The sequence below is a fragment of the Butyrivibrio sp. YAB3001 genome (assembly GCF_900112195.1).
Classification (GTDB): domain Bacteria; phylum Bacillota; class Clostridia; order Lachnospirales; family Lachnospiraceae; genus Butyrivibrio.
Genome location: NZ_FOKR01000024.1, coordinates 1 through 13,349, shown reverse-complemented (window position 1 = coordinate 13,349; position 13,349 = coordinate 1). Strand labels below are relative to the sequence as shown.

Genomic DNA, 13,349 nt, shown 5'->3' with positions numbered 1-13,349 from the left:
ATCGAAGAACTCTTCAATATTGGTGTTTTTCTTATCCAATGCATTCTGATCATAATCAGTCTGTTTGATGATGATATCAAAAGTCTTTTTCTTGATCTCATACTTGTTGGAGACCAGCTTATCCTCTCTTTTCTACTCAAAAGCTGTACCTCCCAAAATGCCCTTCATGTAAAACTCATAGACCTTGGCCGTCTCGTACCTTACCTCAGGGAAATCTGCAAGCGAATACAACTCAGAAGTAAGACTGTCCTTACTCTTTGTTACGAAATAAATCTGTTCTTTCATATAGGTCTTAAGATTCAAATGAAGCACGTTGTGTGTAGAGAAGATGAACTGTCCCTTATGTTCCTCACCGTTAACAAACGCTACAACTCTGTCTGACAAAATAGGATTGAGAACTCTGTCCATCTCATCCGCAAATACAACCCTGTTCTCGTATACCACTCTGAATATTTGCACAGCCCAAGCAAAGAACTCCCTTACACCGGTTGAATCCTGCTGAAGTTCCCTACGGATTTCATTCCCATTTGCATCTTTTCTTATTATTAACGACTTGCCATAAGGCCTGTCATTATCCACTTCTATACTGCAGATACTATAATCAACCATACGGAATATATCCACAAAGCGAGGATCTGCCATAGCAGAAGTGCAGCCCTTATCAATATCGTGGGTCTGCTCTCGTATCCCATATAGAACCATCGCACTTCCGGTTATTACCCAGTATTCTTCACAACTATATGGAAAATCTTTTAATCTGCTGATAATATCCTGCTTATTCAATAATCAAAACCTCACGCGATATAATCTTCCCTCTTCAGTTCCATCTCAATAATATTAAAAGGCTCTTTTTCCGTTATCTCTTTATCCTTGAATCCAATCTTCTTGTAGCATTCATGAGCAATGTCATTGTTCTCAAACACACCTATGGTAACAACCTTAGCATCCATAAGTTCAAAAGCGTACTTAAGGCCCAGGCGAAGCATTTCTGCCCCGTAGCCCTTTCCTCTGATGGTACTATCTACAATTACCCAGCCGAATCTAAGGATCCTGTTATCGTCATGGATGTAGCGGATAATGAAATGCCCTACCACTCTGTTCTCATCATCTATTGCGATCCAGGGATAAAAGTTGTCTAACTCTTTGTAGTCGCCATTACTCTGTCTGTACTTGTCATCAATAATGCCTGCGGTAATCGGGAACTCTCCAAAATGATCTCCGCCCCACTTAACAAATACATCCTCGTCTTTTATCCATTCACTTATCTTTTCAGCATCGCAGCTCTTATATGGTCTAAGCCTCAGCATAATCCCAGCTCCTCAAAACCTCGTTCCGCACTTAGGACAAAAATCAAAGTCCTCTGTTGTCTCGTATCCACACTGTCTGCATCTCTTATAACCGGTCGTGAATCCTCTTCCGCCGCTTACCTGTTTCAGATGACTTGGCAGGATCTCAACTTCTTCGCCTCTGGCTATCATCTTACCAATCTCCGGATCAAGCTCATAAACAGTTCCGCAGCAACTGGTCTGCACGTAGTAATGCCTGTTCCACTTAAAAGTCGGTATAAAGAAAAGAGACAGCACCGTATATGTCATGAACACGTTAAAGCGCCCATATTTTCCGCAGATTGCGCAGGTTATCAGCTGATTGAACTCAAAATCCTTCCTGCCATCTGTAATTCCCATGATAAAAAACATCTACTTCTTCGCTCCATTCTTAGTAATGTAATCTCACAACCCTTGCTCCAAATGGTAAAAGAGCCACTCTTGCAATCTTGAAGAACTGCTTACCGAAAGGTATTCCTATAATGGTGATGCAAAAAATGCAGCCAATCACTGCGTTTGCGATCGCAAGTTCAATCCCGGAAAGACAAATCCAAAGGATGTTAAGAAGCAAGGATACAGCCCCGCCTTCATCCACAATCTCTTTTCCAAAAGGATTCAGTGAAATTGAAGAAAGCTTAAAGCACTGGAGCCCTACAGGAATGCCTACAACTGTGCAGCACCAGAGAAGTCCTACAATCCACCATCCCAGGGCACTAAGCAGCCCTCCGCACAAAATCCAAATCAAATTACCAAGAAATCTCATAATCAATCCTCTCCCACAAGATGCACTGTCTGTGGTTCATGTCCCACAGCTGGCAAAAACTTCTCAAAAATATCAGCCGTCATGATTTTCAAGCTTGATGTACATACACATGGATGACAACCAAAAAACTCTGATGTTTTAAGATCCTCATCCACAAGGAGCTGCACTTCATGGTTCTTATCATTCATAAGCCCCATCACGCTTACTGCTCCGGGCTCGATATCCAGATATTTCAGCATGTCCTCTGCTTCGGCAAAAGAAAGCCTGGCTGAGTTTATCTGATTCGAGAGCTCTTTTGTCTTAAATTTCTTATCCCCCGGCATGAGCAGCAGATAAAACCTGGTCTTCTGTCTGTTACAAAGAAAAAGATTCTTGCACATCAATGTGCCCAGTGCCTTATCCACCTCTTCACAGGCTTCCATAGTTGTAGCAGGATCATGATCAACTCGTTTATACTCTATCCCAATCTTATCCAAATAGTCATATACCTTGACCTCTCTGGGCAAACGGCCTTCACAGCTTACTGGTCTTCCATCAAACAGTTCCATTTTCTTTAACCCTCATCATATCAATCGTCCGGCTAGGTGATCGCACTCATGGCAGATTATTTGAGCCGTAAAACCACTGTATTTCCCATGCTTTGGCTAGAAGTCCTGATCTAGGTAATCAACCTCAATCTCTTTATATCTTGTGCAGGGCCTTACCCCATCCAGAGAAAGGCAGCTTTCTTCCGTCTGATACTCTCCGGTCTTCTTTGTAATAACAGGATTGATCATAGGAAAAATGAATGGTCCCATAGCCACAACAATAATCTGCTTCTTTACACCGATCCACTCGGCTGTCGCCTCGTTGACCGCGGTGCTCCTCAAATGCTCGAGCAAGCTCGGCATTTTCATCGCTACTCGCGCATATTCGCAGCCATGCCCACACATCTGTCCTGATTTGCTCTTAATGTATCCAAAAGATCTTCTACAACCTGCCTGTCTGCCTCTGTTGCAGGCTCTGACTTCTGTTGTAAAAAGAACTGGTCTCTGACTATCTTCTTAACCATTCTCGTTCCCCTTACCTTAATCACTTAATAATATCAACCACTTCACCAATATACATGTCAAATACTACTGAATTTTTGAAAGCTTGTCCAACATTTCTTTCATGAGCTCCCATATTTCATCCAGCCTACGCTGTAGATAGCCTCATTCTGATCAATGGTCTGAATATGCATTGTTACAATCTGGCTGGATTCCATCTTGAGGATATCTGACAGGAGCTGATCGCTGATGTCAGAAGCAGTGATAGCCAGAAGCGACATTGCTCCGTAAGTGTTACCAATCTTAAATGTCCTTCCATTCTTGAAATAAAATGAACTGTGAGCGATAAAGTCTTTTACCGAAAGTCCTGATGATGTGAGCCAGTTCCAATCAAAGTGGAATCTCTCATCCTCGCCGATGTGGAAGATGCTGTGCATGATACCAAGTCTCTCTTTTCCATTAAGAGTTCTGGCAACTACGCCTATTCTCTTAAAGTTATTGAGGATATCCATCTCAAGGTGGATAAGTCTTGGTCTTGCTGTCTTAAGGGAGTCCGAATGGATTCCGAAAGTCAGGTACTTTACCTTATATAGGCCGTTATTACCTGCCTGCATCTGTTCAAAGATAACACCGGAATACTCGTCTCTTACTGAATTGAATTTGTCATTGGTATGCTCAATTGCAATAACTTTCGAGATAAATCAAATATAAATAAAAGTTGCATTGTAACTCTTTGTAGCCTTCCTAGTCTCTACGAACCGCTGGAATACACAGGTACGCCCCCGCATTACTGCGAGGGCGCATTTATTGTAATTTAATTCATGGCTTCAAGACTATCTTTATATAATCTTGTTCTGGTAATGATTACAAAAAATACTATATCAAGTACAATTGAAACCGGATTAACCAGTGTTTTGTAAACATCACTGAATGGATAGATCATTGCTCCTGTAAGAACGATATTTTCAAACATATGTAAAAAGAATATTGGAAAGACTTTTCTGTGTGAAATAACATATATTGAACTATATACAAGGGAATTTGTTACACACATAAGTACAAAGCATACCGCTAAAAGCATGTTTGAATGAGCCCATTCATACTGAATCTGAGCAGGATAAAAGAACAGTGGTAAATGCCATATTCCCCAGATTAATCCAATAATTATCGAACCTTTTACAACATTCTTTTTATTGATTACCATATCTGAGAGAAAGCCTCTCCAGCCAAACTCTTCAGATAACGGTCCTGATATCAGCCCCCAAAACAGGAAATAGAAAAACATTAATGGATTTCCCGCAATAAGTTTTAGCCCCTCAAATCCAAGATTTTCTCCTCCATTCATCTTGGATATTGTCTGTGTGACAAAGCACTCAATACATATGAGAAGCAAGCTGATAAATATAGCTAAAATACTTCTTTTATCCGGTACAAGACATCTTTTGAAGAAATCTTTAATATTCTCTTTTTTGTATAAAACAGCGACAAAAATGCCTCCTAAAAGTGATGGAAGCATACCCCCGATAACAAAAAAGATAGATGCAAAGTCAAATGAAGATACCGAAGTCTCTTCTACATTCATTTGTAATACTATTGGCGTAAATTGAAAGAGCCACGTTAATAAAAGTGTAACTATAACGAAAATAACAGCTACCTTTTTCTTGCTTAAATTCTCATTTTTCATGCACTACCCCATCCCCGTAACAATTTTTTATAATACAGTTCAATATTTTATCAGTTTATATGGCTGTTATCTACGCATTTAGTGCTAATTTTAATAAGGGGCTGTCGCACTAAGCAATGAACAGAATCTATTCAAGTCGTGATATTGAGTCTGCATGTAAAAGAAATATCACCAGGTATTTCGGATGATCTCCGGTCAGCGCCGTCAGCTTTTCTATTGCCAGATAGTCGTCAATTCGGACCACGTCCCACGCATGGTTCACACGACCGTCCCCGAAACTAACGCCGCAATGTCCCCAGTTGACTGGGCCGTTTTCGCTTTGACACAGGCAGTCATAGAATACGAAAGCACCTCGCTCCGGAACTCCGCCTCGCAGCGCGTCCTTGTACATCTCGCAGGATTCCTTTGCAGAATCTCCACCAAATATTTCGATATGATTGCTGATTTCAAGTGCATCCTCGATAAACGCAAGACACCAGCCTGCATACTCCGTGCTGCCAAGTTTGCATTCAGCAAAGCGGATCATCTTCTCTGTCAGTTTCATCTCCGATTATCTGTCGCAGTCTATTACAGGACATATCATCTGAAGGTCATATGGTTCCTTTTCAGCAAGTTCTTTTATAGGAATGCTTGCCAGACCACTTCCCATTGCTCTGTAAAATGCAATCGTCTCCTCAGAAGAACAGGCAGATATGTACAGAGCCTGTGCACCAGCTTTTATTGCTTCCGCTTTTCCAAATTCAAATAATCGTCTGCCAACACCTTGGCCTCTGCGTTCAGAAGATACCTGCATCATATCAAGAATCATGTAAGGACCGTTTAGTTTCTTTAATAGCCCAATAAAGCCAACAACTTTATCATTTTCTAATGCGATGTATGTAATATAGTCATCACTGCTTATTTGCTTTGCCACAGAACGCTTTTGGCTTAAGTCCCAATCTTCGGTATATTTGCATTCTACTAATGCATATTCTCCGTCTATTCTTCGATATACTTTATTTACATTCTGTTTTCTGTTATATGAATCTAATGATTCTAAACAGAAATTTGTCTCTGATAATAATTCGATTTTTATCAAATGATAATTCCCCTTTCATCACTCACATTTCTTAATATAATAAATGAATTCATTATCCCGACTCACTTCCACATATCCCAACTTGGTATAAAAGGCGTTTGTTCTGACATTCCAAATGGGTGTATCTAATACAAATTCCTTTACATTTGAAAACATTGTCTCAATTTCCTGCATCATGTAGACTCCATAACCTTTGCGAAAATGCTCCGGGCTTACAAAGATCCTTCCGATGTTCAACTTGTCTTTTTCCAAAAATAGAATCGCACCACCAACAATTAGTCCATTGTCCGTGAGCTTATACAAATGATTTGTTCTGGCCATCTTTGTGTGATAAGAAACAGACATATATCCAGGTGGCCCACCAGCTGAAGGTGCTCCAACCTGAACATCGCTATCAAAGGCTCTTTTAGATATTCCATTAAGTGTCAAAGCATCAGAAGTGCTTGCTTTTACAAATTGTAGGCTCATATCTTTACCCTCTTCTTTTCATCATCAAATAGCAGTTAATCCCATTTTTATAAAAATCAGGTAGTTCTCCAACACACTTATACCCCAGATTTTCATATAATATCTTCGCTCCCGGGTTAAAATCATCTACAGTTAAGAAATATTTTGCTGAAGAAGAATCGGAAGCATTATCCTCAAAAAACTTCATCAGCTGCTTACCGATACCATAATTCCTGTATTCTTATTGTGATAACCGGCATTAGAACTACCATCTAAATATTTAATAAAGAATTCTCTGGCTTCTTCTAGATCATTTACATACAGGGCTACATGCTCTATTTTCATTAGTCACTCTCCCGGATTTATATTTGTTGGTTTCTTTGCGCCAAATAAAATCGATATAGTTCTTCGTTCGCATCGTTGAGATCTTTGTACATTTTTTTCTCTGTAAATGAAAAGCCTACACTTTCTATCGTTTTCCAAGATGGGACATTATCCTCACGTATAGTGGCAATTATCTCATTTTCATCATAATGCTCGAAGAAATAAGAAATATACGCCTTTGTTGCTTCTGAAGCGTATCCATTATTTCGAAAATCTGCTCCGATAAAATAAGTAATGCCCACTTTCTGCAAATCCTCATAATATGAACATCCGACAGATCCGATAGTCGAGCCTGTTCTTTTATCTTCAATCACATAAGCAAGATAAGATTTTCGAGGATTGTCCTCTCGCGCCAGATTTTGCGCTTCTATAATCCAGTCATCCATCCAGGAACTAGAATCTTTGTCAAAGCCTATATCATTAAGGCTCCCATCAGAAGCCATATGAATGAACGTCTCTCCGTCCGTCAGTGCTATATCTCTGATTATCAATCTATCAGTTTCTATTAACATATCACTCTCCTACAACTCCCCTTTCTGAAACAAAAGGAGCGCTTAAATCATAATCCGAGATTTCGGAAATGGGTACAGGCAGTTTAAGACCGATTTTGGAATCCATGTAATTAATATGTTTTGAATAAGCATCGTTGCCACTTCTGTCCACAGAATAAAGCTGTATCGTATCATTTTGCAATGAAATAAAATCATGCCCAAAACCTGCAGGAATCAGTACTGCCAGTGCATTTTCTTCTGACAGTTCAAATGACTCCCATTGAAAATAGGTTGAGGAGTCTTTTCTCAAATCAATAACGTAATCCATACCTCTGCCTTTTATGACTGTCACAAACTTCGTCATTGGGCTACTCTCTTCTCTGTAGTGAATTCCAAAAAAAGTTCCTTCTTTGGGCATGCTATAGATTCTTGTCTCCCGGGCATTGAAACAGGCAGTGTTTTCATCAAAAACATATTCCAGAGATCCACGGTTATCAACACGCGAATGGAGCCTATATATTTTTACTTTTCCAAATATTTCTTTTATCATCATATCAGACACGTCAGCATTTCTGAACTCAATCATTTTTTATTACCCCTCTTATTTCTATACCCATCCATCCCGGATATCATCACATTCAGTGATATCTCAAAGCTCTCTTTCAATGATATTGGATTTCCAAAGGAATTATGAATCTGAAGCATAATAAAACCTTCAAGAAAAGCCCTGTATGTTCGAAGCAAGTGATTAGCGATCTCACGATCTATCCCTAAGCCATCTGTCTGCTTGAAGAAAAAAGAATATAATCCTTCTGTGGCAGAAAGCAGCGTGTCATCTGAGTATTTGTTATACCAGAGCATCGCTTCAAATACGCCAGGATTCTCCATTGCAAACTTATAGAACTTTTTTCCGTACTCAAATAGATTTGCTTTTTCATCTGAAGAATCAATTCCTCTGACAACATCTTCCGATACAGTTTGCCACCCATATATCATAAGACTTCTGTGCATATCTTCTATGGTCTTCATGTGGTTGTACAATGACGGCTTCCTGATCCCTAAATATTCTGACAGTGTAGTAACCGACAAGTAAGACAGCCCCTTTTCGTTGGCCAGTTCTGCAGCTTTTTCTACTATTTCTTCTTTAGATAATCCTGTTCTTGGCATAACATCTCCTAATAAAAAACAACTAACATTGTTAGTTAATATTATACTAACAATGTTAGTTATTTCAAGTATAAAGTGTAATATAAATTATCTTGTCAAATTTGAATTGAACAAAATCGCTGCGCGATGGCCTGCCTAGGCTGTGTGCAGTGATTTTGTTCAACCGGAATTTGTCGCTATGGCAAGCTAAAAGTGGTTCTGTAAACTACCTTTCAATTATTCGCAATACATACATATAGTTCCATTTGATAACTTAAATCCATTCTTTTCGTAAAACTTAGCCGCTGGCGCATACTCGCTTGTATAAAGAACAATTCCCGCAAGTTCTTTTTCCTTACTGTAATCTTTAACCGCATTTAATAGCTGTTTACCTATTCCATGACCTTGTCGTTCGGGAAGTACGGCCATCTCATTAATGTAAATCTCTTCTTTGCTCCCGGAAATCTTACAAAGTGCAAATATACATCCTAATACTTCGCTATTTTCTTCATATACATACCCAACAAATCTTTTCTGCTCAAAAAAATCCTGAAGATATTCTGTTGCATTTTCTGCTGTCCAATCTATTCCCCAATGCTCCATAGGGAATGCTTTTGAATAAATCATGCCACATTGTGCTAAGTCAATGTTCTCCATAACTCTGATCATTTTGCCACCCCATTACCAAATTTTGATTTGAATTATTCTATCATGAGCAACACCAATGAAAAAGGGAGCTCTTTAAAACAGTTCGTTAGCGCAAATATCACCTATCAGTTTACCATTGAGGTATACAAGATATCCGCCCATCATTGATTTTATGATAATATCACCGGCTGCAGAAAAAACTTCATGAACACATTCATTAAATTCATTCACCTTGCTTTTCCTCCATCAAAATTCCGTATTTCTCCTCTGTACCAATTGCTTATATTTCCATATCTTCCAGAATATCAACCGCGGATTCTACCATTCTCGGACAAATATCCTTAAAAAGTCCATTCTCCCGGGCATAGAGCATCCCCGCTTCGGAGGATATGTCACAGCCAAGTATATCCTTGCAGATATATGAAGCATTCTTTTCTTTGAATCTTTCCATAAATTCAGCAGCCTTGGGATAAGCAGTTGCTTTATAGTCGGGTCCGTCTCCGTATTTCAACCCAATCACCATGATTGCCCCGGATACAGCACCACACACTTCACCTTTTCTCACGCCCCCGCTGAAACATGCTGCCACTTTCATAGCCTGAGCTACCGTCAGCCCATAATCATCCGCGTATGCTCCAAGAACTGCCTGCGAGCAATTGAATTTTTCATAAAATATCTTCATTGCTTTTTCTTTGTGTGTCATAGATCTTGACTCCTCTTACTATAGTTTTTTCTGCATCCATAACAGATCATACCATCTGTCAAATTTCTTACCTATAGTCTTCATGTGAGCTTCTTTAAGCCTTTTTCCAGCTCTTTGTACAACAACGAACCGATACCCTGTCTGCGATAATCCTTATCAACATAGATAGATGTTGTTGCTGTCCAGTTATAAGCTTCTCTAGAACTATATGGTCCCGCATACGCATAGCCGACGATCCTGTCTTTTAATAAGCACACCATATATGGATATTTTTCTTTTGTTGTCTTGATCCTGTTTTCAAAATCTGCAACTGACGGAACTTCATATTCAAAAGAAACAGCGGTATTCAGAACATAATATGAATATATCTCCACCAGTCTATTAGCATCTTCGGGATCAGCGTCCCTTATAAACAGTTCTCTTTCCATATTACCTCCAAAGACAATTAGTAATCACCTATATGGATATTCCTTGCTAAGATCTATCCTCATTGATACAATACCATTTTCCTCTGATAATTCTTCGTATCCCAAACGTTTATATAGGCTATATCCAATTCTCATAACTTCCGGTTTCGTTGTGAAAATCAATTCCTTAAACCCAAGTTCAAAAGCCTTATCCGTCATTGCTTTGAGCATTATCCTTGCATATCCTTTTCCTCTGTATTCCGGTCTGATAAACAGACGCTTTCCTTCACAGGTTTCGTCGCTTATTTTCTTTATGGCAACACAGGCAATGGTTTTATCTTCTTCATATCCTACTATTATCGCTCCACCTGAATAATACCCAGGCAAATCATTCAATTCCTTATCAAAGGAAACAAAACAGCTTTCTGCCCCTTTGATATGCGAATACTCAACAAAAAGCTCTTTCACAATATCAGGATTAGTACACTTTTTCGTTTCAAAAAGCATAATATTCTCCTCCATATCCCTGACATCTCCTATAAGAATTTTTCAACTTCCTTAGCCTTAAGAACCTTTCCGGCTGAAACAACTTTTCCGTCGATCATAAGAGCCGGCATACTCATCACTCCGAAACCCATGATCTTTTCCATATCCGTGATATACTCTATCTCCGCATCGATCCCTTTTTTCGCTACTGCTTCTTTTGCAGATGCAAGGAGAGCCTCACAGCTTTTGCATCCTCCGCCTAATACCTTGATATTCATGACCATATCCTCCTTCAGATGAATAAATATTGAAATAAGTTGAAACCATACCCGACAATGATGATGCCCACTGTACAGATGGCTATAAATGTTCCTAACAGTTTTGGCTTGATAGCTTTCTTCAGCATAATGAGCGACGGAAGACTGAGTGTAGTCACTGCCATCATAAAGCTTAAGATCGTACCGAGCAAAGCTCCTTTGTACAAGAGTGCCTCGGCTATAGGGATCACACCAAAGATATCAGCATACATCGGAATACCCAGGATTGTTGCAAGTATCACTCCAAAGGGATTTCTTCCCCCAAGCACTGCCCTGATCCAGCTTTCCGGAATCCAGTTATGTATCACAGCCCCAATCCCGACTCCTATCAGAATGTATGGAAACACTTTCTAAAATGTAGATACTACTTGGTCCTTTGCGTATATTAAACGCTCTTTAACAGGGAGGCTCGGAGTTTCTATTTCAACGCTGCTGTTTGCATTCCTGATAAAATCCGCGACCTGATCTTCCATATGAAGTCTCTCGATCAATGTACCACCTGCAACAGCGATCATAAGTCCCATCACAACATAAACGATAGCTATCCTTGCCCCAAAGATGCTCATAAGCAGTACGAGGCTCCCCAGATCCACCATCGGTGATGAGATCAAAAAAGAGAATGTTACTCCAATCGGTAATCCGGCACTCGTAAATCCCATAAATATCGGGATGGATGAGCACGAGCAGAATGGTGTCACGGTTCCAAGCAAGGCTCCTACGATATTTGCTCCGATTCCGTGAAATCTGCCCATTATCTTCCTGCTACGCTCCGGTGGAAAGAAACTCTGGATATATGAGATCACAAAGATCAGCAAACAAAGAAGGATCGTGATCTTTATAACATCATAGATAAAAAAGTGTATGCCGGAGCCTATCCTGCTATCTATATCCAATCCTAATGCAGACAGGAGTTCCCCGACCAAATTGTTCAGCCACTTCATTCCCAGGATCTGTGTCTGAATAAAGTCCCACATCATGCTTTCCCCTTACAGCATTTGCCGGTAGTTTCATTACAGAGAGTTTTAATAAATCCACAGAATTCTTTCATGATGTCCGTGTTTATTGAATAGTAGTGCCACTTGCCTTCTTTTCTGTCGTTAACCAGTCCCGAATCTACCAGTATCTTCATGTGATGAGAAAGAGTCGGCTGTGTAATATCAAACTTTTCAAGAAGCTTACATCCGCATTTCTCCTGATCAGAAAGCATCTTAACTATTTCCATTCTGTTGGGATCTCCAAGAGCCTTACATATCAGCACTTCGTCTAATTTGGCCATAATCTTCTCCTTATATAGATGTTTATCTATGTGTTGATAAAGCATATACATAGATATTCGTCAATGTATTATTTCAAAAAGGAGACAGAGCTTTTAAAACTCTGTCTCCTACGGGGCAATTTATCTTCCGATTTTCCGCTCTAAGTCCCTAGAAGGTGGAGCGTTATCCTGGAATATAAAACTAATTTGATGTTGCCGTCCTGAAGTCAATCAACGGGTACAGCCATTCTTTAAGCTCACGGAATCTATAACCAATTGATTCAGCCTTTTCAGTGCTAAAACTGAGTGTATCTTCAATTCCATTATATGGGGCATTATTCCCCGTCTGACTAATCACAGCTTTCTTCCCAAGACGTTTTTCTATGTACTCAATTATATCTGATATCTTGACCGCTTCTTTTGAACATCCATTTATTGGTCCTGGAACAAAGTGTTCCGCAAGATATGCAATAAAATCACCAGCATCTTTCTCGTATATGAATGCCATCTTAGTATCAATATCATCAATATTCATCGGTTTCTGATCTCTAATATGCTCAATATAGAAATCCAGTCTACCTGTATAATCATTTTCACCCATGACTATTGGATATCTGACAAAAGAAATATTGGCAGGATCCATCCTATCCATAACAACATAGTCTACAGGGCCATCAAATACCGGCTTTGAATTGCCTCTTGTTGCGATTGTGATTTCATGCCCTTTTTTGAGCAAGGTATTAACCATAGGTATCCCAAAATATCTCGTTCCACCAACAACAAGTATTTTCATAATCATCCCCCATTCAATCCCGTTTTTCTATTGTGCGTAATACTGAAATTCAAAGTTTTATTATCGTCGCAAGTTTCTTTCCGCATAGAATTCCAAATATGCAGCAACAACAACTCAGTGCCACATATAATCCGCCATTCATATATTGTTTCTTCTCAAACAAATTAAAAGCTTCAAGGGAAAATGTAGAGAATGTGGTAAAACCTCCACACACCCCTGTCTTCCAGAAAAGAATGGTATTATCAGATACACTTTCTCGGTTACTGGTAATTCCAACAACGAATCCAATTAGTATGGCACCGAGGATATTTGTAATCAGAGTTAATATCGGAAAATAAGTCTTAACAGGAATCAGACTTATTGCATATCGCGCTACTGCACCCAAGGCACCACC

24 protein-coding genes and 2 pseudogenes are annotated in these 13,349 nt (G+C 39.5%); all 26 read right to left on the bottom strand.

Annotated elements, in window-relative coordinates; translation table 11 throughout:
- Window positions 1-132: 132 nt before the first annotated feature.
- Window positions 133-783, bottom strand: a complete 651-nt coding sequence (locus BM086_RS17945) for an AAA family ATPase (protein ID WP_242952258.1) — start codon at window positions 781-783, stop codon at window positions 133-135.
- Between the two features lie 11 nt (window positions 784-794).
- Window positions 795-1,307 (bottom strand): GNAT family N-acetyltransferase, encoded by a 513-nt coding sequence (locus BM086_RS17940; RefSeq protein WP_092330571.1) that lies wholly within the window; start codon window positions 1,305-1,307, stop codon window positions 795-797.
- Window positions 1,308-1,319: 12 nt separating this feature from the next.
- The gene (locus BM086_RS17935) at window positions 1,320-1,697 is read right to left on the bottom strand and encodes a zinc ribbon domain-containing protein (RefSeq protein WP_092330568.1); all 378 of its coding nucleotides are present in this window, start codon (window positions 1,695-1,697) and stop codon (window positions 1,320-1,322) included.
- A 19-nt stretch (window positions 1,698-1,716) separates the two neighbouring features.
- Window positions 1,717-2,088: a YccF domain-containing protein gene (locus BM086_RS17930; protein ID WP_092330563.1), complete on the bottom strand. Its 372-nt coding sequence runs from the start codon at window positions 2,086-2,088 to the stop codon at window positions 1,717-1,719.
- A 2-nt stretch (window positions 2,089-2,090) separates the two neighbouring features.
- Window positions 2,091-2,636, bottom strand: a complete 546-nt coding sequence (locus BM086_RS17925) for a prolyl-tRNA synthetase associated domain-containing protein (protein ID WP_092330559.1) — start codon at window positions 2,634-2,636, stop codon at window positions 2,091-2,093.
- Between the two features lie 15 nt (window positions 2,637-2,651).
- Window positions 2,652-3,139, bottom strand: a pseudogene (locus tag BM086_RS21975) (peptide deformylase).
- Between the two features lie 99 nt (window positions 3,140-3,238).
- Entirely contained in the window at window positions 3,239-3,730 is a 492-nt protein-coding gene (locus BM086_RS17915; protein WP_092330554.1) for a hypothetical protein, read from the bottom strand.
- Window positions 3,731-3,930: 200 nt separating this feature from the next.
- Entirely contained in the window at window positions 3,931-4,800 is an 870-nt protein-coding gene (locus BM086_RS17910; protein ID WP_092330551.1) for a CPBP family glutamic-type intramembrane protease, read from the bottom strand.
- 127 nt (window positions 4,801-4,927) lie between these two features.
- Window positions 4,928-5,344 (bottom strand): hypothetical protein, encoded by a 417-nt coding sequence (locus BM086_RS17905; protein ID WP_092330547.1) that lies wholly within the window; start codon window positions 5,342-5,344, stop codon window positions 4,928-4,930.
- A 6-nt stretch (window positions 5,345-5,350) separates the two neighbouring features.
- Window positions 5,351-5,878: a GNAT family N-acetyltransferase gene (locus BM086_RS17900; RefSeq protein WP_092330542.1), complete on the bottom strand. Its 528-nt coding sequence runs from the start codon at window positions 5,876-5,878 to the stop codon at window positions 5,351-5,353.
- An 18-nt stretch (window positions 5,879-5,896) separates the two neighbouring features.
- The gene (locus BM086_RS17895) at window positions 5,897-6,346 is read right to left on the bottom strand and encodes a GNAT family N-acetyltransferase (RefSeq protein WP_026518339.1); all 450 of its coding nucleotides are present in this window, start codon (window positions 6,344-6,346) and stop codon (window positions 5,897-5,899) included.
- 4 nt (window positions 6,347-6,350) lie between these two features.
- Window positions 6,351-6,533, bottom strand: coding sequence for a hypothetical protein (locus tag BM086_RS17890; protein ID WP_092330538.1), 183 nt, complete (start codon window positions 6,531-6,533; stop codon window positions 6,351-6,353).
- Window positions 6,533-6,670, bottom strand: coding sequence for a hypothetical protein (locus BM086_RS17885; RefSeq protein ID WP_330391634.1), 138 nt, complete (start codon window positions 6,668-6,670; stop codon window positions 6,533-6,535). Before BM086_RS17885 ends, BM086_RS17890 begins: the two co-directional genes overlap by 1 nt.
- Before the next feature lie 17 nt (window positions 6,671-6,687).
- A complete protein-coding gene (locus tag BM086_RS17880; RefSeq protein WP_092330535.1) occupies window positions 6,688-7,221 on the bottom strand; it encodes a GNAT family N-acetyltransferase in 534 nt (177 codons plus the stop codon).
- 1 nt (window position 7,222) lies between these two features.
- A complete protein-coding gene (locus BM086_RS17875) occupies window positions 7,223-7,786 on the bottom strand; it encodes a dTDP-4-dehydrorhamnose 3,5-epimerase family protein (protein ID WP_092330531.1) in 564 nt (187 codons plus the stop codon).
- Window positions 7,783-8,367: a TetR/AcrR family transcriptional regulator gene (locus BM086_RS17870; protein WP_092330527.1), complete on the bottom strand. Its 585-nt coding sequence runs from the start codon at window positions 8,365-8,367 to the stop codon at window positions 7,783-7,785. The genes BM086_RS17875 and BM086_RS17870 overlap by 4 nt, the downstream gene beginning before the upstream one ends.
- Window positions 8,368-8,583: 216 nt before the next feature.
- Entirely contained in the window at window positions 8,584-9,015 is a 432-nt protein-coding gene (locus tag BM086_RS17865; RefSeq protein ID WP_092330523.1) for a GNAT family N-acetyltransferase, read from the bottom strand.
- A gap of 72 nt (window positions 9,016-9,087) precedes the next feature.
- Window positions 9,088-9,225, bottom strand: a complete 138-nt coding sequence (locus BM086_RS17860) for a hypothetical protein (RefSeq protein WP_242952257.1) — start codon at window positions 9,223-9,225, stop codon at window positions 9,088-9,090.
- Window positions 9,226-9,274: 49 nt separating this feature from the next.
- Window positions 9,275-9,697: a C-GCAxxG-C-C family protein gene (locus BM086_RS17855; protein WP_026525377.1), complete on the bottom strand. Its 423-nt coding sequence runs from the start codon at window positions 9,695-9,697 to the stop codon at window positions 9,275-9,277.
- An 80-nt stretch (window positions 9,698-9,777) separates the two neighbouring features.
- A complete protein-coding gene (locus BM086_RS17850; protein ID WP_242952256.1) occupies window positions 9,778-10,125 on the bottom strand; it encodes a GNAT family N-acetyltransferase in 348 nt (115 codons plus the stop codon).
- Between the two features lie 24 nt (window positions 10,126-10,149).
- Window positions 10,150-10,626 (bottom strand): GNAT family N-acetyltransferase, encoded by a 477-nt coding sequence (locus BM086_RS17845; RefSeq protein WP_092330520.1) that lies wholly within the window; start codon window positions 10,624-10,626, stop codon window positions 10,150-10,152.
- Window positions 10,627-10,640: 14 nt separating this feature from the next.
- Window positions 10,641-10,868 (bottom strand): thioredoxin family protein, encoded by a 228-nt coding sequence (locus BM086_RS17840; RefSeq protein ID WP_026499327.1) that lies wholly within the window; start codon window positions 10,866-10,868, stop codon window positions 10,641-10,643.
- 14 nt (window positions 10,869-10,882) lie between these two features.
- Window positions 10,883-11,884: pseudogene (locus BM086_RS17835) on the bottom strand (permease).
- On the bottom strand, window positions 11,881-12,183 hold the full coding sequence (locus BM086_RS17830; protein WP_026499325.1) for an ArsR/SmtB family transcription factor: 303 nt from the start codon (window positions 12,181-12,183) through the stop codon (window positions 11,881-11,883). The pseudogene BM086_RS17835 and the gene BM086_RS17830 overlap by 4 nt, the downstream one beginning before the upstream one ends.
- Window positions 12,184-12,364: 181 nt before the next feature.
- Window positions 12,365-12,955, bottom strand: a complete 591-nt coding sequence (locus tag BM086_RS17825; protein ID WP_092330516.1) for a hypothetical protein — start codon at window positions 12,953-12,955, stop codon at window positions 12,365-12,367.
- Between the two features lie 49 nt (window positions 12,956-13,004).
- The coding region (gene crcB / locus BM086_RS17820) for a fluoride efflux transporter CrcB (protein WP_141107783.1) at window positions 13,005-13,349 on the bottom strand (345 nt) is incomplete at its 5' end.

Coding starts and splice junctions, on each gene's coding strand:
- BM086_RS17940 (WP_092330571.1), bottom strand. CDS start 1,307: ATGCTGAGGCTTAGACCATATAAGAGCTGCGATGCTGAAAAGATAAGT.
- BM086_RS17935 (WP_092330568.1), bottom strand. CDS start 1,697: ATGTTTTTTATCATGGGAATTACAGATGGCAGGAAGGATTTTGAGTTC.
- BM086_RS17930 (WP_092330563.1), bottom strand. CDS start 2,088: ATGAGATTTCTTGGTAATTTGATTTGGATTTTGTGCGGAGGGCTGCTT.
- BM086_RS17925 (WP_092330559.1), bottom strand. CDS start 2,636: ATGGAACTGTTTGATGGAAGACCAGTAAGCTGTGAAGGCCGTTTGCCC.
- BM086_RS17915 (WP_092330554.1), bottom strand. CDS start 3,730: ATGCAGGCAGGTAATAACGGCCTATATAAGGTAAAGTACCTGACTTTC.
- BM086_RS17910 (WP_092330551.1), bottom strand. CDS start 4,800: ATGAAAAATGAGAATTTAAGCAAGAAAAAGGTAGCTGTTATTTTCGTT.
- BM086_RS17905 (WP_092330547.1), bottom strand. CDS start 5,344: ATGAAACTGACAGAGAAGATGATCCGCTTTGCTGAATGCAAACTTGGC.
- BM086_RS17895 (WP_026518339.1), bottom strand. CDS start 6,346: ATGAGCCTACAATTTGTAAAAGCAAGCACTTCTGATGCTTTGACACTT.
- BM086_RS17890 (WP_092330538.1), bottom strand. CDS start 6,533: ATGAAGTTTTTTGAGGATAATGCTTCCGATTCTTCTTCAGCAAAATAT.
- BM086_RS17885 (WP_330391634.1), bottom strand. CDS start 6,670: ATGAAAATAGAGCATGTAGCCCTGTATGTAAATGATCTAGAAGAAGCC.
- BM086_RS17880 (WP_092330535.1), bottom strand. CDS start 7,221: ATGTTAATAGAAACTGATAGATTGATAATCAGAGATATAGCACTGACG.
- BM086_RS17875 (WP_092330531.1), bottom strand. CDS start 7,786: ATGATTGAGTTCAGAAATGCTGACGTGTCTGATATGATGATAAAAGAA.
- BM086_RS17870 (WP_092330527.1), bottom strand. CDS start 8,367: ATGCCAAGAACAGGATTATCTAAAGAAGAAATAGTAGAAAAAGCTGCA.
- BM086_RS17865 (WP_092330523.1), bottom strand. CDS start 9,015: ATGATCAGAGTTATGGAGAACATTGACTTAGCACAATGTGGCATGATT.
- BM086_RS17855 (WP_026525377.1), bottom strand. CDS start 9,697: ATGACACACAAAGAAAAAGCAATGAAGATATTTTATGAAAAATTCAAT.
- BM086_RS17850 (WP_242952256.1), bottom strand. CDS start 10,125: ATGGAAAGAGAACTGTTTATAAGGGACGCTGATCCCGAAGATGCTAAT.
- BM086_RS17845 (WP_092330520.1), bottom strand. CDS start 10,626: ATGGAGGAGAATATTATGCTTTTTGAAACGAAAAAGTGTACTAATCCT.
- BM086_RS17840 (WP_026499327.1), bottom strand. CDS start 10,868: ATGAATATCAAGGTATTAGGCGGAGGATGCAAAAGCTGTGAGGCTCTC.
- BM086_RS17830 (WP_026499325.1), bottom strand. CDS start 12,183: ATGGCCAAATTAGACGAAGTGCTGATATGTAAGGCTCTTGGAGATCCC.
- BM086_RS17825 (WP_092330516.1), bottom strand. CDS start 12,955: ATGAAAATACTTGTTGTTGGTGGAACGAGATATTTTGGGATACCTATG.